The following is a 20,572-nucleotide window of genomic DNA, read 5'->3' on the forward strand; positions in this document are numbered from 1 at the left end:
CTGGGTTAGCGCTCGATGCCGGCTACGGAGCGGATGATGCCGAAGCGGTGCATGGTCACCGATACGGCCTGCTCCAGGAGGTACGGCAGCAGCTCCCGACGGCCGTCGGCCAGAACTGGCCGGTCAAGAATTACGGAGTTGGACTCCACGGCTGCCTCGCGAGTGGTGTCCGCGACCTCACCGAGCGTGCGTACACGGGCAGACTCGGCGCGGGAGAGCTCGGAGGCGAAGGCGGCATCGGAAAGCTGGCGCACCTCGATGCCCAGCACCGCGAGCTGCTCTGCGACGGCCGGGGTAGCGGAGTACTCCACCGTGGTTCCGGTGACTGCGGCGGCGAGCACCTGGCGGATAACGTCGCGCAGTGCGAAGCCTTCGCCGATGCGCACGTGCAGCTTGTCCAGCAGCGGCACGTAGCGGAAGATGTTCGCCTCCGAAATCAGGCCGGTGCGGTCATGGTCGCGACCAAACTCTTCCATCCAGGCCAGCTGGTCGAGCTCGGCGGCGCGCCAGAGCCATTCGACGTCGGCGTCGGAAAGCGCGGCGCGGCTTGCCAGGTTACGCAGCTCGTTGGCTACCGCCGCTGGGACGTCGACCTCGCGTGGGCGCAGCTCGCCGTCTGCCCAGGTGCCCATCTGCGGGACGTAGTTCGGGCCGCCTGCCTTGGCGCCTGGGCCCATGACGGACTTCTTCCAGCCGCCGAAGGACTGACGCTGGACAATTGCGCCGGTAATCCCGCGGTTGACGTAGACGTTGCCAACCTCGACGTTGTCGATCCAGTACTGGATCTCATCGTCGTCGAGGGAGTGGATGCCGCCGGTCAGACCGTAGCCGGTGGAGTTCTGCCACTCGATGGCTTGCTCGAGGGTCTCGGCGTGCATGATGCCGAGCACTGGGCCGAAGCACTCGTTGACATGGAACCAGGAGCCGGGGCGCACGTTATCGCGGATACCCGGGGACCACAGAGTCCCGTCCTCGTTCAGCTTCTCCGGTTTCACGAGCCACGTCTCGCCCGGCTCTAGCTGGGTCAGGCCGCGCAGAAGCTTCTCGCCTGGCGCCTCGGCCAGACCATTCATCGTGGTCGTGATCTCGTAGCCGGGGCCTGGGATGAGGGTCTTGACGGCGTCGACAAGCTGCGAACGCAGACGCTGTGATTCGCCGGCCGCGCCCACGAAGATGACCAGGGAGGACGCGGAGCACTTCTGGCCGGAGTGGCCGAAAGCGGAGAGGTACAGGTCCTGAATAGCCAGGTCTGGATCCGCGGACGGGGTAATGATGAGCGCGTTCTTGCCGGAGGTCTCCGCCATGATGTTGAGCTCCGGCTTCCAGGAGCGGAAGAGCTTGCCGGTATCGGAAGCACCCGTGAGGATGACGGCGTCGACATCGGCGTGGGAGACCAGCGCGCGGCCGGCATCGCCCTCATCGGTGAAGACAAGCTGGACCAGATCCGGGTCGAGGCCCTGTGCCTCCAAGCCGGCGCGGAAAGCCTTCACGACGAGCTTCGCGCAGTGTACGACCTGCGGCGCGGGCTTGATGATGACGGCGGAACCCGCAGCGAGAGCCGCCGCAATGCCGCCGGTGGGGATGGCCACTGGGAAGTTCCACGGCGGGGTCACCACGGTGACGCGGTAGGGCGTGAACTCGGCGGCGTAGCTATCCAGCAGGCGTGCGGACTGGGCATAGTAGGTGCAGAAGTCGATGGCCTCGGAGATTTCCGGGTCGGTCTGCGTGACGGTCTTGTTGGCCTCGTAGGCGGCGACGGAAATGAACTCGCCGCGGCGGTTCGCCAGCTCATCGGCCACGGCCTCGAGCGCGCGGGCGCGGTCTTCGGCGGGGCGGGCACCCCACTCGGCGCCGAGCTCGGCGGCTCGGGACACGTGCTTATCGACGACCCCCGCATCCGTCACCTCCTCCACCCCGTGTTCACCCGGGTCGGTGGCCAGAGCCTTGAGCGCCCATTCGCGGTTAGCTTCTAGGGCTGGGTCGGTGTCCGGTTCGTTGGCGAAGCGCCCGGTGCGCGGTGCTTGGCGGCCGGCTGCCTGCTCGGCCTCCTCCAGGCGGTTTTGGGTGCGGCGCGGGCCGGCGAAGGTATCCCAGCGCTGTGCGACGGCCTCGCGGAAGACCTCCTCTTGGTCCTTCAGTGCCTGCTCCTCCGGTGCGAAGAGGGCGTAGAGGAAGTTCTGCGGCGCAGAGTTCTCCTCCAAACGGCGCACCAGGTAGGACACAGCGACGTCGAAGTCCTCCATGTGCACCACCGGGGTGTAGAGGATTTGGCGGCCTTCGAAGGCCTTGCGGACCGCGGTCTGCTGGGCCGGGGACATGCCCTGGAGCATCTCGGAATCCATCATGCGCATGACACCGCGCTTGGTGCCCAGCTTGTAGGCAAAGGCCGCAGTGTAGAGGTTGTGCGTGGCTACACCGATGCGCACGCAGTCGGCGAACTCGGGGCGCAGGATGTAATCGAGCAGGCGGTAGTAGTTGGCATCCACCTCATCCTTGGTGGAATAGGGCGCCGCCGGCCAGCCGTGGATCTCACCTTGGACGTGCTCCATGGAAAGGTTCGCGCCCTTGACGATGCGAATCTTGATGTGGGAGCCGCCCTCGGCCACGCGCTGCTTGGCGAATTCGGCGAGGTGGGCCAGGGCGTCGAAGGTATCTGGCAGGTAGGCCTGCAGCACGATGCCGGCCTCGAGGTTGGTGAACTCCGGCTCGCTGAGCAGTTCAGTAAACAGGCGCACCGTGAGGTGGAGGTCGTGGTATTCCTCCATGTCCAGGTTGATGAAGACCCTGTCGGGGCGGCGCGCGGCGGCCTCATAGAGCGGGCGCAGGCGCTCCTTGAGGCGGACCAGGGAACCCTCGATATCCCACGGGTTGAGCTGGGCCACCATGGAGGAGGCCTTGACGGAGACGTAGGTCACGCGCGGGTTCTTGATGAGCTTGAGGGTGCGCTCGGCGCGGGAGCGTGCTTCGTCGTCGCCCAGCACCGCCTCACCGAGGAGGTTGAGGTTGAGCTGCTCGCCGGACTCGGCGGCTTTGTCCAGGGTCTTGTTCAGGGCATCGCTCTCAGCGTCGAGGACCAGGTGGCCCACCATCTGGCGCATACGCATGCGTGCCAGCGGCATGACCAGGTTGGGCAGGATGGGCCCGAAGAAACCGCCCAGACCTACGAGGGAACCGTTGATGAGGCCGAGGAAGGAGGCGTCATAGGTGGTGGTGACGGACTTCAGTGCGTGGGCGGCTACCTTGTCATCTTCGGGGCGCATGACGCGGTCGACGAAGTCCATGGTGAAGGCTACTCCGTCCGGGTTGCGCAATAAGTCGGCGAGCTGTTCTGTGGCCGGGTCCTGCTCGTCGGCGGTGGAGGCGAGCCAGGAGTGGGCCTGGGCCGCGGCGGCGTTGATCAGCGCGGCGTCGATGTCGGTGGATTCGGGCACGGGGGTGTGAGCATCGTTAGTCATGGATTACAACCTTTATGGGTCTTAAGGCGCACTGGTGCAGCCTGGCGGAAAGGTTACAAACTATCGAGTCCAGCACTCGCTCAAGTTCTGTGCGGTGCTGATTAACCTGTTCAGTCTGTGTGAAAAGAGGACCTATTTAACGTTGGCGTGCACAACTGGCGGCCGGTCGGAAGAACGACGCTGTTTAATGAAGTAAGCATTCATATGCGACCACCCTTCTTGCGTGGGGAACGGCCAGGCGGTGGCCTGGCCGGATCAGCGAAAAATAGGTGTCCTTAACATGGTCCGCCACACAGTCCAGGTAGACGTGTAACCCATCTCGCTTACATGAAAGCTAACCCCTTATGTTGGGGTGAGTCAATCCCACAGGTGTTGCTTTGAGGGTGGTCAACTACCCCCGTGTTAGTGGCTGAGATACTGTGCGAGATCAGCGGCGATCGTCTGCGCCCCCAGGGGGCCTAGGCCAAGGCCCCACGCGTCATCACTGACCTCGATGGCATGGCCATTTTTGACGGCGGGAAGCTGCTGGAACGCTTCAGTGGCAATGGCGGTGTCTTGGCCGGTAGCGGCAGGATCGCCGTAGCTGCAGTAGAAGATGTAGTCAGCGTCCGCTTGGTCAATGTTTTCCGGTGAGATTTCTGTAGCAAGCTCTTCGATGTTTTGGTTTGCTGGGCGGGCGAGGCCGGCGTCATCAAGCACGGTTCCAATGAGGGAAAGGCGGCCATACAAGCGCACTTTTCCTGGCAGGAAGCGCAGGATGGAGACGGTGGTGTCTTCGGTGGCAGGTCCTTCCTGAATGACCTTCTTTACTTCTTCGATTTTCTTGTCATAGTCGGCCATGACTTGTTCCGTGCGTTCTTCCTCACCGAGGGCTTCCCCGATCAGTCGGAAGTTTTCTTTCCACGTGTATCCGGGTCGAATCGAGAAAACAGTGGGGGCGATGGAATTGAGTTGGTCGTAGTATTTATCCATGCGCAGCTGCGAGCCAATGATGAGGTCCGGTTGTAGGGAAGCGATCTTTTCCATATTGACTTCGTTGATCGTGCCAACTGTGTCGATGCCGCTTGCTTGGTCGGCCATGTATTCAGGAATGGGGTTCTGCCCCTTAGAGGTGGTCATTCCGACGGGCTTCATGCCAAGGGCTAGGACGGAGTCGAGCTCGCCGCTTTCGAGAACGACTACCCGTTGGGGTTTCTTTTTGAGCTCGGTTGTGCCGCGAGCGTGCGTGACTGTGCGGGGGAACTGGCCGGGGGCGGCGTCGCTGCCGAAGGATCGGGTCTTCTCTCTGGCTCCGGCAAAGCCTTCGCCACCGGTTGCCACGGAGTCATTTCCTGCGGCGGAGTTGGATTTTCCTGTTTTCTTCTCTGACGGTGAGGATGCAGAGTTGGAGGCGTCAGCGTTTGAGTTGGTGTTTTCGAGGCTGGCGCAGCCGGTGAGAGCTATTGCTGCGGTAAGACCAACAGCGGTGAGTCGGAGAAGTGGGGTGCGAGGTACGATTTTCTTTCGAATATACATAAAAGGTAGTCTAACCTAAATTAGGTCGAGCGGACCTGACCCCTGTTTGGTGGACACCTGATATCCAGCCCGGTTGGGTTGGGAAGAAAGGTAATCTACCACCATGCCTAGGTACTCCGAACAGTTTAAACGTGATGCTGTGGCCCTCTACGAAAACAATGAGGACCTTTCACTTCACGCGGCTTCAACAGAGCTTGGAGTCAATCGTTCCTCGCTTTTCTCCTGGCTTCAGCAGTACGGCACCGGCAAACGTGCCCGCACGAAGGCCATGCGCGACAAGGCCCAGGCGACGACTGATTCTGAGCGAATCCGCCAGCTAGAAAAAGAAGTCTCTAAGTTGCGCGAAGAACGCGATATTCTGCGCAAGGCTGCCAAATATTTTGCCGAAGAGACACGCTGGTGATCCGCTTCCAGTTTGTCTATGACCACCGAACCGAGTACTCGGTTAAGCGGATGTGCCAGGTGTTAAAGCTCAATCGCTCCTCGTTTTATAAATGGGTCAATACCCGCGAAAATCGCAGGTTAAAGATATACTCTGATGCTCTTATTGGTGCACGAATCAAGGCCATCTTCGATGATGAGCACGGGCTTTATGGGGCTAAACGCATCGCTGCAAGCCTCAACGACGATACGGATTTCGGCCCGACCAATCATAAGAAGGTTGCACGCATCATGAAATCCATGGGGCTGAAAGGCTTTAGTAAACGGCGTCGATGCATCACCACTAGGCGCAAGCCTGGTCACCGTGTCATGCCAGATTTAGTAGGCCGTACATTCACAGCTGACAGGCCGAACCGCGTCTATGTAGGCGACATCACCTACCTGCCGTGTAAGGGCGGCAAGAACATGTACCTTGCCACGGTCATTGACGCCTATTCACGCAAGCTCGTTGGTCATGCGCTAGCCGATCACATGCGGGTATCTCTGGTTATCGAGGCTTTGTCTCATGCCAGGAAAGTCCGCGGAAGCCTTAACGGGGCAATTTTCCATTCTGATCATGGAAGTGTGTACACTTCACAGGCATTTAGGGACCACTGCACCCAACTTGGTGTACGCCAATCCATGGGCGCGGTGGGAACTAGTGCCGATAATGCCCTGGCAGAGTCATTTAACGCCACCTTAAAACGTGAAGTTCTACGTGATCGGAAAGCCTTTGATAATCCCATTATCTGCCGGCAGGAAGTATTTCGATGGTGCATGCGCTACAACACGCGCAGACGGCACTCCTGGTGCAACCTTCTAGCCCCCGATGACTTCGAAGCACTCACATCAGCTACACTGACCCAAGCAGCATAGCTAACCCCTGACGTGTCTACTTTCCGGGGGTCAGGCCCAGCTAAGGAAACGTGAGCGTGTGAAGGTATTTGGGTGGTGTTGGTGATTGAGCAGGGGGTGTACGCCGGCAAAGGAAGTGCCCGGCGTCTTGGTTGGGTAGTGGTTGCTGGCGTTGCCATTATCGGTATCGGTGTTGCGCTGTCGCTGGCGTTGGGGGCGCGTAGCATTCCTTTCAGTGACGTGTTGGCTGCCCTTCGAGGGCAGCCTGGTATCGCTTCCTCGATCGTGTGGGAGAGGCGGCTTCCCCGTACTCTCGTTGCCGTGTGTGCGGGCAGTGCTTTGGCTCTCGCTGGCGCAGTCCTGCAGATTATGACTCGCAATCCGTTGGCAGATACCGGAGTCTTCGGTATCAACGTTGGCGCTAGCTTGGCCGCGGCCATTGCTCTGGGCTGGTGGGGGTGGCAATCACCTTTTGCTTTTTCGCTCGCAGCCATCATCGGTGCGGCAGTGACCATGTTGGTGGTCACCGCGGTAGGGCGTGGCAGAGCGGGCGATGTTGATCCGCTGAGACTGATTCTTGCAGGTGTAGCCATCGGGGCGGTATGTGAGGGCCTGTCCTCCGCGCTGATCCTGATAGATCCTCACGCCTTTGCGAGAATCCGTGCTTGGGTGACGGGCTCCGTTGACGTTGCTTCGTGGACGCCAGTGGTGATTGCCTCCGGCGGGCTAGTGGTAGGCGTGGTGCTGCTGATTGTCTTTGCTCGCCACTTGCCGCCCCTTGCTCTGGGGGATGACGTTGCGGCGAGTCTCGGCATCAATCTCAAACTGACTCGTTTGGGGCTTGTCGCGGCGGTAACGGTGTTGGCTGCTACCGCTACCGCAGCAGCGGGAGTGATTGTGTTCGTTGGATTAGTCATCCCGCATGTTGTCAGGCTGTGCGGGGTATATGAAGAGCGGGCACAGCTTGTCGCCGCTGCCGTGGTGGGGCCTTTGTTTTTGTTGGGCGCCGATATTGTAGGCCGCTTCCTCACCGCGGCTGAGTTGCCGGCTGGCGTCGCGGTATCGCTCATTGGTGCCCCAGTATTGATCGCGTTGTCCCATCGCGCTGGAAGGAGGTTGTGATTGTGAGCGTGAGAAGTGCTTTGTCCTTTGCAGGCATTGTGATCGTCGCGCTAGCCATTGCTGCCTATTCGCTCTTCTCGCCTGGTGCCGGGCAGGATAGCGCAGCGTTGTGGTCCGTGGCTACGAATCCCAATAGCACTGACTTTGCGGCCACCGTCGTGTGGCAATGGCGTGCTCCGCGGGTGGTTGCCGCGATTGTCGTAGGAATGTGTTTGGGCATAGCGGGCGCCATCTTTCAGATCCTCACCCACAATCCTCTGGGCTCGCCCGACATCATCGGGTTTAATACCGGTGCCTATACCGGTGTCATCGCGGTATCCTTGGCGGGCTTTAGTTCCGCAATCAATATTGTGCTAGGCGCGTTGGTGGGTGGGACTGTCACTGCGTTACTCATCATGGGGCTTTCATTTTCCGGAAGGCTCACGGGAGCAAGGCTGATTGTGGTGGGGATTGGAGTGACGTTCTTTCTTTCAGCAATAAACAAGTGGCTGATTCTAAGCGGCGAGTTGGAGCAATCCTTAGGTGCGGCGACTTGGGCGGCTGGAACATTGAATGCTGTGTCCTGGGGCTACGTTATCCCCTTGGGGGTGCTGGGAGGCGTGGCGTGCGTCGCTGGGTTGCTGCTGCGTGGCTGGTGCGACGCGCTTGCCCTGGGGGATAGCACGGCGAGTTCGTTGGGGTTGAACGTGAATCGTGCACGTGTGGTGATGGTTCTGGTTGGCACAGTTCTTGTCGCTGTATCGACGGCGATAGCGGGCCCAATCTCATTTATCGCCCTCGCGGCCCCGCATATGGCTCGGTTGCTCTCGCGTCCAGACAGGACACCGGTGTTGCTTTCTGGAGTCCTCGGTGCTCTTTTCTTGCTCGCTGCCGACTTGGCAGGGCAGCGGCTGTTTTTCCCAATTACTCTGCCTGCCGGCCTTATTACGGTCTGCGGCGGTGGCATCTACCTGGCGGGTCTGCTGCTGTGGCAATCCCGAGCTGCTGGAATGAAAGGTCAGTAAAGTGAACCAGCTAAAAGTATGTGGCAGTGCGCCGAGCGTGCGGGCTGAGGGGTTGAGCATGTCCTATGGGAGGACTGCCCCGTTAATTCTCGACTCGGTGGATGTGTCTTTTCCAGCCGGGAGATTCTCTGCCATTATTGGTCCCAATGGTTGTGGAAAATCCACCCTGGTGAAGGTGTTGGCGCGGTTGGAAACGCCGAACGCGGGCGCGGTACGCATTGGCGAAGAAGATGCAGCCGCATTTTCGCGGCGGAGTTACGCTCGGCGCGTCGCCGTGATGTCGCAGCAATCCATAGCTCCAGAAGGGATCAATGTCAGGGAACTGGTTGCGCGCGGGCGCTTCGCCCACCAAGGATTTATGGGGTGGAGGAGTGAGGAGGACGAGCGTGCCGTTAGTCGTGCGCTAGCAAAGGTAGGCCTTGAAGAACTGGAGACGGCCGAGGTAGCGGCATTGTCTGGTGGTCAACGCCAGCGTGCTTGGCTGGCTATGGCCCTCGCTCAGGAAACGCCTGTGCTCTTCTTGGATGAGCCAACGAGCGCTCTTGACATCGGATACCAGCATTCCTTCATGCGGCTGATGCGGCAGCTGGCAGGAAGTAAAACTCTCATTGCGGTCATTCATGATTTGGCGCATGTATTGCGCTATGCGGATCACGTTGTGGCGATGAAAGATGGAACGGTGTGGGACGCGGGCGTGCCGCGCGAGGTCATTACCCCTGCCCTTATTGAGGAACTCTATGGGCTGACGGTCCGCGTTGTAGATGTGGACGGTGAGCCGGCAATTGTCCCTGTGGGGTGAGTCTCCACTAAAGCGGGTTTGTTTTCCCAGCGTGCTGGCAATAAATAAAAAAGTTGAGTCGATTGGGAACAACTTTGCGTTTGTCCGCGTTGTGTAGGTTGAGTGACCGGCGCTCAGGTTTGGATGACTTTGGGCGGTGCTTCTGTTAGAGTCACTGACTGGACGCGGCAGAAGTTGAGTCGCGCACTATCAACTTAAAACAAACCCCAACACGCAAGGAGAAATGATTATGGGACGCGCAGTAGGAATTGACCTTGGTACCACCAACTCGGTCGTATCCGTGCTGGAGGGTGGCGAGGCCACCGTTATCGCTAACTCTGAGGGTTCTCGCACCACCCCGTCCGTCGTGGCTTTTGCCAAAAACGGCGAAATCCTCGTCGGTCAGTCCGCCAAGAACCAGGCGGTCACCAACGTTGACCGCACCATCCGCTCCGTCAAGCGCCACATCGGCACTGACTGGACCATCGATATCGATGACAAGAAGTACACCCCGCAGGAGATTTCGGCCCGCACGCTCATGAAGCTGAAGCGCGACGCCGAGGCTTACCTAGGTGAGGATGTTACCGACGCCGTTATTACCGTCCCGGCTTACTTCGAGGACTCCCAGCGTCAGGCCACCAAGGAGGCTGGCCAGATTGCAGGCCTCAACGTCCTGCGTATCGTGAACGAGCCGACTGCCGCTGCGCTGGCCTACGGCCTAGAGAAGGGCGAGCAGGAGCAGACCATCCTGGTCTTCGACCTGGGTGGCGGTACCTTCGACGTCTCCCTGCTGGAGATCGGTGACGGCGTGGTCGAGGTTATGGCAACCGCTGGTGACAACCAGCTCGGCGGCGATGACTGGGATCAGCGCATCGTTGACTGGCTTGTTGAGAAGTTCAAGTCCGCTAATGGCATCGACTTGACCAAGGACAAGATGGCCCTGCAGCGTCTGCGCGAGGCTGCTGAGAAGGCAAAGATTGAGCTGTCTTCCTCCCAGTCCGCAAACATCAACCTGCCGTACATCACCGTTGACTCCGAGAAGAATCCGCTCTTCCTGGATGAGACCCTGTCCCGCACCGAGTTCCAGAAGATCACCCAGGATCTGCTGGACCGCACCAAGGCTCCGTTCAACCAGGTCATCAAGGACGCAGGCCTGTCCCTATCCGAGGTTGACCACGTCGTTCTCGTTGGTGGTTCCACCCGTATGCCGGCTGTTTCCGAGCTGGTCAAGGAAATGACCGGCCGCGAGCCGAACAAGGGTGTTAACCCGGACGAGGTCGTTGCAGTCGGCGCTGCTCTCCAGGCTGGCGTTCTGCGCGGCGAGGTCAAGGACGTGCTGCTTCTCGACGTCACCCCGCTGTCCCTCGGCATCGAGACCAAGGGCGGCGTGATGACCAAGCTCATCGAGCGCAACACCACCATTCCGACCAAGAAGTCCGAGACCTTCACCACCGCGGAAGATAACCAGCCTTCCGTTCAGATCCAGGTCTTCCAGGGCGAGCGCGAGATGGCTTCCGCTAACAAGCTGCTCGGCTCCTTCGAACTCGGCGGCATCGCTCCGGCACCGCGCGGCGTCCCACAGATCGAGGTCACCTTCGACATCGACGCCAACGGCATCGTCTCCGTTTCCGCTAAGGACAAGGGCACCGGCAAGGAAAACACCATCAAGATTCAGGATGGTTCCGGCCTGTCCCAGGAGGAGATCGACCGCATGGTCAAGGACGCTGAGGCACACGCCGAAGAGGATAAGAAGCGCCGCGAGGAGCAGGAGCTGCGCAACCAGGCAGAGTCCACCTCCTACCAGACTCGCAAGTTCCTGGATGAGAATTCCGACAAGGTTTCCGAGGACGTTAAGACCCAGGTCACCGAGGCCGCCGACGCCGTCGATGAGGCGCTGAAGGGCGACGACATCGAGGCAATCAAGTCCGCAGTGGAGAAGCTGGGCACCGTCTCCCAGGAGATGGGCAAGCAGATCTACGAGGCACAGGCTGCTGAGGCCGGTGCTGAGGGCGCCGCAGCTGGCGCCGAGTCCGACCCAAACGTTGTTGACGCAGAGGTAGTCGACGAAGACGAGACCAAGGATGGCGACAAGTAATGACTCAGGACAGCGGAATGCCGCAAAACCCAGGCGACCCGGACAACACCGATCCGGAAGCAACCTCGGCGGACCGCGCTGAGGCAGCTGCCGCAGAGGCTCAGGAGGCCCAGGCTGCGCAAGATGCGCAGGCTGACTCCGCCGAAGAGGCAGTACTCGATCCCACCTTGGACGCTGACCTTGAGGCAGCGCTTGCCGACGTCACTGAAGACGACGCCGCCGCAGAGGCTGAGGCTGATGCCACCGCCGATGCTGCGGAGGAATCCGGCAACGGCCTCGAGGCGCAGCTCGCCGAGCGAACTGAAGATTTGCAGCGTCTGAACGCGGAGTACACCAACTACCGTCGCCGCACCGAGCGCGAACGCCAAGCTGTCATCGAGACTTCCAAGGCCAAGGTCCTGGCAGAATTCCTGCCTATCCTTGATGACCTAGAACTCGCACGTCAGCACGGTGACCTCGAAGCAGGTCCTTTGAAGGCAATCGCGGACAAGCTGGTCGGCGTGCTGGATAAGAACAACCTCGTGGCCTTCGGCGCAGAGGGCGATGCCTTTGACCCAGAGATCCACGAAGCCGTTCAGGATCTGTCTAACGGTGGCGAGCAGGCAGTGGGAACTGTCCTTCGTCGCGGCTACAAGGTCGGCGAGAAGCTGGTGCGCACCGCGATGGTGATCATCGCAGATGCACCTAGCGCGACCGACGCTTCCGCGGACGGTACGGGCGGTAGCGATACCGCGAACTCGGAATCTGATTCCGAATAGGGTGAGGTGGCGTCAGGGTCTTATACCTTGGCGCCATTTCAGTCAGTAGCCCAGAAGCTGGCAGCCCCGGAGCGCGGGGCCGCACTGACTCTTGGCCGCTTTTAGAACACTTAAATAGAATTAGAACAACTTTTTTAGAAGCTCTAGCCCCCTAAAATCCACCGCAGTGGTGGTTTCAAGAAAGGAGGGGATGCCCAGTGAGCGCTAAACCCGAATGGGCAGACAAAGATTATTATGCGGATCTGGGGGTCTCCTCTTCCGCGTCAGCAGAAGAGATCAAGCGCAGCTACCGCAAGCTAGCGCGTGAGAATCACCCGGACACTAACCCCGATAACCCGGCGGCAGCAGAGAAATTTAAGCGTGTTGCCGAAGCCTATGACGTGCTTTCCGACGTCACGACGCGTAAGGAATACGACCAGTTTAAGGCCATGGTCCGCAGCGGCGGTGGGTTTGGACGGATGGGAGGCGCCGGCTTTCCCGGCGGGTTTCGATCTTCGCACATGGGCCAAGGAGCGGCGGAAGAATTCGACCTCTCCGACATCTTCGGAGGACGATCGTCTGGAGGAGCGTCTCAAGGCGGCGGTTTTGGGGATATCTTCGGTGGCGTTTTCAACCGCGGCGGTAGTGCTGGCCACACAGCTCGGCCGTCGCGGGGGGCCGACGTCGAAACGGAAATAACCCTCGAGTTCCGCGAGGCCGCAAAGGGCACCACGATTCCTCTGCAACTCACGGGTGAGGCTCCGTGCACCACCTGTCACGGTTCCGGTTCTAAGTCCGGTAAGACCTCGCAGTGCAAGAACTGCAAGGGCACCGGATTTTCCTCTGAAAACCGCGGGGCCTTCGCCTTCTCCGCGCCATGCACGGAGTGTGGTGGTACGGGCCAGAAGATCGAGGACCCCTGCACTGACTGCAACGGCTCTGGTACGGTCCATCGAACCCGTTCGATTACCGTCCGCATCCCTGCTGGCGTCATTGATGGCCAGAAGGTCCGGTTGGCGGGGCAGGGTGAGGCTGGCCCCAACGGCACACCGGCCGGCGACCTCTTCGTCGCCGTCAAAGTAAAGCCGGACAAGGTCTTCACGCGGGAGGGCGACGACCTGCACGTCACCGTGCCGGTATCCTTCGCCGAACTGGCGTTGGGCGACACCATTACCGTGCCGACCCTCGATTCCCCGGTCCGTGTCAAGGTTCCCGCGGGCACCTCAGACAGACGTACGTTGCGCGTGCGCAACCGCGGCGTCGCCAAGCGTGGCGGCAAGTCCGGTGACCTTCTAGTTACGGTCCAGGTGACCGTGCCAACGAATCTCGACGGCGCAGCAACCAGCGCTTTGCGCACTTACGCGCAGGCTGAACGGGACTCGGGCTTCGATCCGCGCGCTGGCTGGGAGGGCAACGTCTCCCACGGTAGTGCCGCGGGCAGCGCTTAAAGGAGGCAACGATGAGCAAGGAAAACCAGGCAGGCACCAAGGCGGTCTACGTGATTTCCGTTGCTGCCGAGCTCTCCGGCATGCATGCGCAAACCCTGCGCACCTATGACCGCATCGGGCTCGTTTCGCCCGCTCGTACCCAGGGCGGTGGACGCCGTTACTCGGACCGGGACATCGAGTTGCTGCGCAAGATTCAGGTCCTCTCGCATGACGAAGGCGTGAACTTGGCAGGTATCAAGTCGATTATCGAGCTCACCGAGGAGCGCGACCAGCTGGAGGCCGAGCGCGATGCTTTGCTCGCCGAGGTGCAGCAACTGCGCGAGCAGGCAGGCATGCGCCAACCGCGCGGCGAACTTGTGCACGTTCCGCGGTCCACCTCAGTTGTGATGTGGACGCCGCGGCGAAACCGTCGCCGAAGCGAAGCAGGAAACGGTTAGAACTACCCCCGCTATCTGGATTGGATATAAATCCGGGTACCGGGGGATTTTTCTATCTTCAGGAGAACCAGGATGGCGGCTCATTAACCCCGTTGTGAAGGTTTGAGGCAAGGAAACAACAACATTTTGCAAAGCTTGTTATGATGGCAGCCAGAAATTGTGGGATGTCACACATTCTCCAACAAGAGTGACGTCACGCAGTTGTATACAGCAACCCAACTTGTTGAAAAGAAAGGCTTCATCATGACCCACTACGCAAATCCCGGTACCGAAGGCGCTATCGTCAACTTCCGCGAGCGTTATGACAACTACATTGGCGGCGAATGGGTACCTCCGGTCGACGGCGAGTACATGGACAACATCACGCCGGTCACTGGTGAGGTCTTTTGTCAGGTAGCCCGTGGTAAGGAAGCTGACATCAACCTGGCTATCGACGCTGCGGAGAAGGCCTTCGAAACCTTCGGCAAGACCACTCCGGCTGAGCGCGCGCTGCTCCTGCACCGTATTGCGGATCGCATCGAGGAAAACCTCGAGAAGATCGCCGTGGCCGAGACCTGGGAGAACGGCAAGGCGGTGCGCGAGACCCTCGCGGCGGACATCCCACTCGCCGTCGATCACTTCCGCTACTTCGCTGGTGCCATTCGTGCGCAGGAAGGCCGCCTTTCGCAGATCGACCAAGACACCGTGGCTTATCACTTCCACGAGCCGCTTGGCGTCGTGGGGCAGATCATTCCGTGGAACTTCCCGCTGCTCATGGCCGCTTGGAAGATCGCGCCTGCCCTGGCCGCCGGCAATACCATCGTCATGAAGCCAGCCGAGCAGACCCCGGCGTCCATTCTTCTGCTCATCGATATCATCGGTGACCTTCTCCCCAAGGGCGTGCTCAACATTGTCAACGGCATTGGTGAGGAGGCCGGAACGGCCCTGTCCGGCTCCGATCGCATTGCCAAGATTGCGTTCACCGGCTCCACCCCAGTGGGCAAGATCATCAACAAGGCCGCAGCTGACAAGGTCATCCCCGTCACCCTCGAGCTGGGCGGCAAGTCCCCGTCCATCTTCTTCGCGGACATCATGGACGAGGATGACGCCTACCTCGAGAAGTGTGTCGAAGGCTTCGTTATGTTTGCGCTCAACCAGGGCGAGGTGTGTACCTGCCCATCGCGTGCGCTCATCCACGAAGACATCGCGGACAAGTTCCTCGAGCTGGCTGTCGAGCGCGTCAAGAAGATCAAGATCGGCCACCCGCTCGACACCGAGACCATGATGGGCGCGCAGGCCTCCCAGGAACAGATGGAAAAGATTTCCGAGTACCTGGAAATCGGCCCGAAGGAGGGCGCGGAGACCCTCGTCGGCGGCAACGTGAACAAGGTCGAAGGCCTCGAGAACGGCTACTACATCGAGCCAACCGTGTTCAAGGGCACCAACGACATGCGCATCTTCCGTGAAGAAATCTTCGGCCCGGTGCTCTCTGTGGCTACGTTCAAGACCTTCGAGGAAGCCATCCAGATTGCAAATGACACAAACTTCGGCCTCGGCGCCGGTGTCTGGTCGCGCCACCAGAACACCTGCTACCGCGCGGGCCGCGAGATTCAGGCGGGCCGCGTGTGGGTCAACCACTACCACGTCTACCCAGCGCACAGCGCGTTTGGCGGCTACAAGGAGTCCGGCATCGGCCGTGAGAACCACCTCATGATGCTGGCCCACTACCAGGAGACCAAGAACATGCTGGTGTCCTACTCCGAGGAGCACGCTGGTCTCTTCTAAGTCTCTCGTTTCGAGCAGTTGCTGCTTGGGTTAGCGCCGAGCAATCCTTCCTAGGCCCCGCAGGAATGCGGGGTCTTCGAAGTATGAGCTGTGGTCACCGGGCAGACGGTTAGCCCCTGGCAGGGGTGTGGCCCCGAAGGCCGCGGAGCTCGGGTCCGGGCCGTGGATTCCACCGCCTGGGCCTGTGGTGGTGCCGATGGGATCGTGCGCGTTTGTCGACGCCCATGTGCGCGCTCTTAGCTCGCTAGCTGTTGCGGCATCGGTGCCGGGGCTGCCGACGAAGACCACGTCATCCGCAACGTTGTCGGCGCGCACTGCCTTTCCCGCCACCACAGAACCGTAGGAATAGCCCACGATTATTCGCTGCGCGCTAGGAAAGCGCTGGCCCACGGCGCGCTGGAAGCGCTGTAAATCCTGCGCGCCGCGTGTAGCTGGTGCCTCGTGCAGTGCCCCGCTTAGGTTGCGTGGCGCGGAGTATCCCATCCACGCCACGGCTGGACCGCCGGTCGCGTGGGCGATTACCCGCGCGCGTTCGATGCCCCGCTGCCAGCCGCCGGGGTCCGAGGAACCAACGCCGCCGATAAACGTGGTGACGCTAGCGGCCGCGGTTCCCACCTTTGTCGGATCGACAAGCACCGCGACTCGGCCGGGACCTGCTTCGAGAATCTTTACGTCGGGATTGTTGGCGGCAAGGTCGGCTGCCTCCGGTGGGGCGGTGCTCAGTTGCATTTGGTGCAGGCTGTCTAAAGGCATCTCGGAGAAGTCTTCGAAGTAGTTGCCGCCCGGGGCGAGCTCCGGGGTGCATAGTGCATCGATTTGGGCGGCGCAGGCCCAGTCGAGGGCGTCAGCAAGAGCGTCAAGTGCATTCAACATTGTGCCCAGCTGATTGGACCACGGCTGGACCTCATCCATTCGGGTAAGCATGCCGATTGCCTGGGCGCGGAGTTCTTCGACGCGAGTAAGTAAGGGTTGGTAGCTCTCCAACACCAGTGCCGCGGCGCGCATGGCCTCGGCGGGAATCATGAGCTGGCCGGTGGTGGCCGAAAGCTGGCTCCGGGCGGCCTCCGCAAAGTCGCCGAAAATTGGCAGGCGTACCCAATGATCTAGCGAACCCTTAATAAATAAGTCGAGCTCAGCGCCTGAGTTGTGGAGGTGTCGTGCGCTCAGTGTGAGGCTTGCTGCACGATTCATTGCAGGCCCCCGTCCAGTGTCTGCGCCAGGTCTATGTCTAAATGCTGGGCATGGCCCAGGAATTGATCGAGGTTGTTAAGGGCGGCGTCGTGAAGCGCGGCGTTCTTGCTCAGCGTTGAATCCCACTTAGCCTGAATGCGGGCCAGCGCCGTTGCGGTGCGCGGGTACTCAGGCGGTGGGGGAGCCGTTGCGACGTGCCGGCGGGCAAGAAGGGAACTGACGGTGGAACGGGCGGAATCTGCGATAAAGAATTTCATAAACTCAGCCTTGCGGAAGATGTCAAGGGTTTTCCATACCCAAATTCTCTGCGAGGGCAGATCTGTGGATAACTCATCGCGACTTGCGCTATTTTGGGTAGTCATGTTGGTAGCTGCAGTGCAAATTCAGACCGGCGGAGACATCGAGGAGAACCTCGAGTTGGCCGTGGAGAAAATCCGTGAGGCCGCGGAAGGCGGTGCGCAGCTCATCGTGCTGCCGGAGGCTACCTCCCAAGCTTTCGGAGCGGGTCGCCTCGACAAGCAGGCACAGGGACTCGACGGCAACTTCGTGACCACCATTCGTGCGGTGGCGCAGCAGCTCGGTGTCACCGTGGTGCTGGGCATGTTCACCCCAGCGGACACCGTGGAACGCGACGGCAAGACCATCAACCGCGTCACCAACACGGCCTTGATCGCTGGCCCCGATATCTTGGGCGGTTACGAGAAGATTCACACCTACGACGCCTTCAATTACAAGGAATCCGACACGGTGCGCCCGGGTGAGGCGCTTGTGGCTTTCGACGTCGCCGGCATCACCGTGGGCGTGGCAATCTGCTACGACATCCGCTTCCCAGAGCAGTTCAAAGAGCTGGCTCGCCAAGGCGCCCAGGTCATCGTGGTGCCTACGAGCTGGGCTGATGGCCCGGGCAAGCTCGACCAGTGGCGCCTGCTCAGTGCGGCGCGCGCGTTGGATTCCACCTCGTACATCGTCGCGGCGGGTCAAGCCCGCCCGGGTGGCAAGGAAAAGGCCGGTGTGGATTCTGGCCCCACCGGCATTGGTCACTCCGTTGTCGTGGCGCCTGACGGCACCCGCGTAGTTGAAGCCGGCTACGAACCGGAGATCATCTATGCCGAAATTGATGCCGAGCTCGTGGAGAAGACGCGCAAGGCAATCCCTGTGCTCGAGTCTTAAGGCTCGCCCACCACGCTATTGCTTTGTCCACTCGGACTTTTTCCATGCGGCCCATGCGTCCCAGTCCTCCCAGCCGTCGAGATCGGCTGCGGAAGCTGCCCACTCATGTCCGCGCTGCCAGGACGTTTCTTCGATGTGCTCAGCTGGGACCCCGTGGTTGAGCAGCGCTTCGCGGGAAACCTCCACGCGGTCGGCTGGGCCAACCAGGATGAAGCGCTTGCGCTTAGCTGCCGTGCCCTCGTGCAGGAGGACAGCCCCCATAGGGTCTTCGGTGGACTCCACGCTAAAGCCCTCCGCCTGCGGCTGCGCGCCCAGCAACCACGGGTCTTGGGCGCTACGCGCGATGCAGTGCAGCGAAAGTCGCGGTGCAAGGGCTTGGACGTTGGCTTGGAAATGCGTGTCGTAGTGCTCGCCCGGGGAGGGCATCACGCTGTAGATGCTGAGTCCTGCGGGAAGGTCATTGGAGTTCAAGCAATCCAGCAGCGCTGCGCGTGCGGCCGCCCAGCCGGTTCCGAAGCTAATCAAGGCGGTACCTGCTTGGCCTGCTTGCGAAGCAGCTTTGGTACGCAGCTCAAGCGGCTCGCCGGCAGGCGCGCCCAAAGTCCACCAGTCCCCAGGTTTGGCCTTGGCCAGCATGGAGGAGGCGTCGCCAGCTAGCGCCACGTGGAAGGTCAGCTGCCCGGTCGCATCGGCGGGGTGGGCTGGAGTGAGCATGCGCCATGTGCCGGGCAGCAGCTGCGAGGTGACGGGAAAGTGCTGGCCGGTTTGGTAGTCAATGGGAGCGCCGGATTCCACCCGGATGATGGCGGTCTTGCGGTTGGGGTGCTCGACCGCCACGACCTGGGCGCTGTATGCGGGGGCGATGCCGGCGACGTCGTCAGCATGCGCTGCCTCCGCCATGGCTTGGCACACCATGTGGAGGGCGCGAGTGGCCACCTGCTGTTGGTGGCTGGTGAGTGCTAGGGCTTCGAAGCCTTTAATGAGGGAAGCTTCGAACTTGGGATAGATTTCCGGCGGGAAGCCGTGGCGGCGGTGTTCGCGGCCGAGTTGCTTGATGCGCTCGAGGGTTTCCGCAGGCACTGTGCCGTCGTCTTCGGCGGCGTCGAGTACCCAGGCCACGGCCGGGCCGAGCGCAGGGTGCGTATCGCACATGGACAGGGCGAAAATCTGGCGTGACTCCGCCACGGTGGCGAAGAAGTGCTCGTGCACCGCGTCGCGGTAATCGTCGGCGTGTCTGCGTACGTGTTCGCCCAATTCCTTCATGTCAGTCAATCCTACTTGGGACCTTGGAAGAAAGAGGACGAAGAAAGTGGATAGTCCCCCTCGGTTGAGCCTCGCTTCAGGCAATCTCGTAGCCAGTGACTGGGCCTTGGTCGTTCGGGATCCAACCGAGTTCCGGCGCTACGTGCTTGGCAAAGTTTTCCAGGATGCGCACGTTTACGTCCAAGCCCATGGTGGTGGGCACCGTGATGAGGAGCGTATCGGCGGCCATGATTGCCGGGTCAGCCTTGAGCTGTTCAATCAGCTTGTCCGGCTCGGCGGCGTAGGTGCGGCCGAAGGTGGAGGCGCCAACTTCTGGCAGGAAGCCCACCTGGTCGTGCCCGGTGGCCTGCATACCGAAGCGCTGCATATCTGCGCCATCGACGATGGGGAAGATGGAACGCGAGACGGAAACGCGCGGGGTCCAGCCGTGGCCAGCTTCCTTCCATGCGGCGCGGAAGCGGTTGATCTGGTCCACCTGAATCTCGCCGAGGGTCTCAGCGGAGGTTTCCGAAACGAGGGTGGAGGACATAAGGTTTACGCCATCCTTGGCGGCCTGCTCCGCGGTGCGGTGCGTGCCAGAACCCCAGAAGATGTTCTTGCGCAGCTCAGGGGAGTGCGGGAAGACCGGCAGCTGGGAACCCGGCTGATACATGTTGGGGTACTGGTTCTCCAGCGGGGCGGCGGTGGCCATGCCATAGCCGTCGATGGCGGCCATGAACTTTTCGAAGTTGGCGCGGGCCAAGTCCGCACCGTTGGGGGCCTCGGAATTGTAGCCGAAGGATTTCCAGCCGCGGTCGGCTACCTCGGGGGCGCCGCGGGAGACACCCAAGGCCACGCGGCCGCGTGCGATTTGGTTCAGGGAGGCTGCTTCCTCTGCCAGGTACAGCGGGTTTTCGTAGCGCATATCGATAACGCCGGTGCCCACCTCGATGTGCTTGGTGGAACCCGCCACTGCGCCCAGTAGCGGCATCGGCGCGGAGGCTTGCGGCACGAAGTGGTGGACGCGGAAGGAGGCGTTGTTGACGCCGATTTCGTCCGCGGCTTGTGCAAGGTCGAGGTGGATCTTGGCCATGTCCTCGGCTGAGGGGCCGCGCTGTCCACCGAAGGCGTAATGGCCAAAGCTCAGAAAGCCGAATGCTTTCATATCTAACTCCCTAATTTTATTGACGTAACAACAAAAGGTTAACACTTTTAGCTTGAAGCGTCGAGTGTGTGGAGAGCTTACACGGCAGCCCGCGCCGGGAGCCCGGCCTGACCGGCGCCGATGACGGCGAGGTGAAAGTGGGGCTGTGGGATACCGGCGTTCGAATTTACTCTC

Annotated in this window: 16 protein-coding genes; 10 read left to right on the top strand and 6 right to left on the bottom strand. The window is 60.8% G+C overall.

The features are described 5' to 3' along the window. Positions 1–5: 5 nt before the first annotated feature. Entirely contained in the window at positions 6–3,455 is a 3,450-nt protein-coding gene (locus CHU71_RS01905) for a bifunctional proline dehydrogenase/L-glutamate gamma-semialdehyde dehydrogenase (protein WP_147759995.1), read from the bottom strand. Between the two features lie 402 nt (positions 3,456–3,857). Continuing rightward, positions 3,858–4,970, bottom strand: coding sequence for an ABC transporter substrate-binding protein (locus CHU71_RS01910; RefSeq protein WP_147759996.1), 1,113 nt, complete (start codon positions 4,968–4,970; stop codon positions 3,858–3,860). Positions 4,971–5,073: 103 nt separating this feature from the next. On the opposite strand from CHU71_RS01910, the gene CHU71_RS01915 reads away from it, so the two are divergent. The 9 genes from CHU71_RS01915 to CHU71_RS01955 all read left to right on the top strand — a co-directional run bounded on the left by CHU71_RS01915 (position 5,074) and on the right by CHU71_RS01955 (position 15,630). Then, positions 5,074–6,266 (top strand): IS3 family transposase gene (locus CHU71_RS01915; protein ID WP_370450472.1). Its coding sequence is split into 2 segments (ribosomal slippage): positions 5,074–5,356 and positions 5,356–6,266, totalling 1,194 coding nucleotides; the frame shifts between segments, so codons are not numbered across the junction. A 75-nt stretch (positions 6,267–6,341) separates the two neighbouring features. Beyond that, positions 6,342–7,367 (top strand): iron ABC transporter permease, encoded by a 1,026-nt coding sequence (locus tag CHU71_RS01920; protein WP_147759998.1) that lies wholly within the window; start codon positions 6,342–6,344, stop codon positions 7,365–7,367. Positions 7,368–7,369: 2 nt separating this feature from the next. Further along, positions 7,370–8,371: an iron chelate uptake ABC transporter family permease subunit gene (locus CHU71_RS01925; RefSeq protein ID WP_166683730.1), complete on the top strand. Its 1,002-nt coding sequence runs from the start codon at positions 7,370–7,372 to the stop codon at positions 8,369–8,371. 58 nt (positions 8,372–8,429) lie between these two features. Further along, positions 8,430–9,170 (top strand): ABC transporter ATP-binding protein, encoded by a 741-nt coding sequence (locus CHU71_RS01930; RefSeq protein ID WP_168926451.1) that lies wholly within the window; start codon positions 8,430–8,432, stop codon positions 9,168–9,170. Between the two features lie 229 nt (positions 9,171–9,399). Further along, positions 9,400–11,244 carry a molecular chaperone DnaK gene (gene dnaK, locus CHU71_RS01935; RefSeq protein ID WP_049147158.1) on the top strand — a complete coding sequence of 615 codons (1,845 nt, stop codon included), beginning with the start codon at positions 9,400–9,402 and terminating at the stop codon, positions 11,242–11,244. Next, positions 11,244–12,002, top strand: coding sequence for a nucleotide exchange factor GrpE (grpE, locus tag CHU71_RS01940; RefSeq protein ID WP_147760000.1), 759 nt, complete (start codon positions 11,244–11,246; stop codon positions 12,000–12,002). Before dnaK ends, grpE begins: the two co-directional genes overlap by 1 nt. Before the next feature lie 197 nt (positions 12,003–12,199). After that, a complete protein-coding gene (gene dnaJ / locus CHU71_RS01945; RefSeq protein ID WP_147760001.1) occupies positions 12,200–13,429 on the top strand; it encodes a molecular chaperone DnaJ in 1,230 nt (409 codons plus the stop codon). Positions 13,430–13,440: 11 nt separating this feature from the next. Then, positions 13,441–13,866: a heat shock protein transcriptional repressor HspR gene (locus tag CHU71_RS01950; RefSeq protein ID WP_147760002.1), complete on the top strand. Its 426-nt coding sequence runs from the start codon at positions 13,441–13,443 to the stop codon at positions 13,864–13,866. Positions 13,867–14,109: 243 nt separating this feature from the next. Then, a complete protein-coding gene (locus CHU71_RS01955; RefSeq protein WP_147760003.1) occupies positions 14,110–15,630 on the top strand; it encodes an aldehyde dehydrogenase family protein in 1,521 nt (506 codons plus the stop codon). Between the two features lie 30 nt (positions 15,631–15,660). Here CHU71_RS01955 and CHU71_RS01960 read toward each other — a convergent pair whose 3' ends face one another. Both CHU71_RS01960 and CHU71_RS01965 read right to left on the bottom strand, forming a co-directional pair. Then, positions 15,661–16,821 (bottom strand): alpha/beta hydrolase, encoded by a 1,161-nt coding sequence (locus CHU71_RS01960; protein WP_147760004.1) that lies wholly within the window; start codon positions 16,819–16,821, stop codon positions 15,661–15,663. Next, on the bottom strand, positions 16,818–17,078 hold the full coding sequence (locus CHU71_RS01965) for a hypothetical protein (protein WP_147760005.1): 261 nt from the start codon (positions 17,076–17,078) through the stop codon (positions 16,818–16,820). Before CHU71_RS01965 ends, CHU71_RS01960 begins: the two co-directional genes overlap by 4 nt. Positions 17,079–17,181: 103 nt before the next feature. Here CHU71_RS01965 and CHU71_RS01970 point away from each other — a divergent pair, with 103 nt between their 5' ends. Beyond that, on the top strand, positions 17,182–17,991 hold the full coding sequence (locus CHU71_RS01970; protein WP_147760006.1) for a carbon-nitrogen hydrolase family protein: 810 nt from the start codon (positions 17,182–17,184) through the stop codon (positions 17,989–17,991). Positions 17,992–18,006: 15 nt separating this feature from the next. Here the strand turns inward: CHU71_RS01970 and CHU71_RS01975 are convergent, their stop codons facing one another. Both CHU71_RS01975 and CHU71_RS01980 read right to left on the bottom strand, forming a co-directional pair. Further along, positions 18,007–19,254 carry an FAD-binding oxidoreductase gene (locus CHU71_RS01975; RefSeq protein WP_147760007.1) on the bottom strand — a complete coding sequence of 416 codons (1,248 nt, stop codon included), beginning with the start codon at positions 19,252–19,254 and terminating at the stop codon, positions 18,007–18,009. Between the two features lie 76 nt (positions 19,255–19,330). Then, positions 19,331–20,398 carry an LLM class flavin-dependent oxidoreductase gene (locus CHU71_RS01980; RefSeq protein WP_147760008.1) on the bottom strand — a complete coding sequence of 356 codons (1,068 nt, stop codon included), beginning with the start codon at positions 20,396–20,398 and terminating at the stop codon, positions 19,331–19,333. Positions 20,399–20,572 lie beyond the last annotated feature (174 nt).

The organism is Corynebacterium sp. LK14, from assembly GCF_008042215.1.
Taxonomy (GTDB): domain Bacteria; phylum Actinomycetota; class Actinomycetes; order Mycobacteriales; family Mycobacteriaceae; genus Corynebacterium; species Corynebacterium striatum.

Bases quoted from the DNA above. Each gene is read 5' to 3' on its own strand.
- CHU71_RS01905 (WP_147759995.1), bottom strand. From the start codon at position 3,455: ATGACTAACGATGCTCACACCCCCGTGCCCGAATCCACCGACATCGAC.
- CHU71_RS01910 (WP_147759996.1), bottom strand. From the start codon at position 4,970: ATGTATATTCGAAAGAAAATCGTACCTCGCACCCCACTTCTCCGACTC.
- CHU71_RS01930 (WP_168926451.1), top strand. From the start codon at position 8,430: ATGTCCTATGGGAGGACTGCCCCGTTAATTCTCGACTCGGTGGATGTG.
- dnaK (WP_049147158.1), top strand. From the start codon at position 9,400: ATGGGACGCGCAGTAGGAATTGACCTTGGTACCACCAACTCGGTCGTA.
- grpE (WP_147760000.1), top strand. From the start codon at position 11,244: ATGACTCAGGACAGCGGAATGCCGCAAAACCCAGGCGACCCGGACAAC.
- CHU71_RS01950 (WP_147760002.1), top strand. From the start codon at position 13,441: ATGAGCAAGGAAAACCAGGCAGGCACCAAGGCGGTCTACGTGATTTCC.
- CHU71_RS01955 (WP_147760003.1), top strand. From the start codon at position 14,110: ATGACCCACTACGCAAATCCCGGTACCGAAGGCGCTATCGTCAACTTC.
- CHU71_RS01960 (WP_147760004.1), bottom strand. From the start codon at position 16,821: ATGAATCGTGCAGCAAGCCTCACACTGAGCGCACGACACCTCCACAAC.
- CHU71_RS01965 (WP_147760005.1), bottom strand. From the start codon at position 17,078: ATGAAATTCTTTATCGCAGATTCCGCCCGTTCCACCGTCAGTTCCCTT.
- CHU71_RS01970 (WP_147760006.1), top strand. From the start codon at position 17,182: ATGTTGGTAGCTGCAGTGCAAATTCAGACCGGCGGAGACATCGAGGAG.
- CHU71_RS01975 (WP_147760007.1), bottom strand. From the start codon at position 19,254: ATGAAGGAATTGGGCGAACACGTACGCAGACACGCCGACGATTACCGC.
- CHU71_RS01980 (WP_147760008.1), bottom strand. From the start codon at position 20,398: ATGAAAGCATTCGGCTTTCTGAGCTTTGGCCATTACGCCTTCGGTGGA.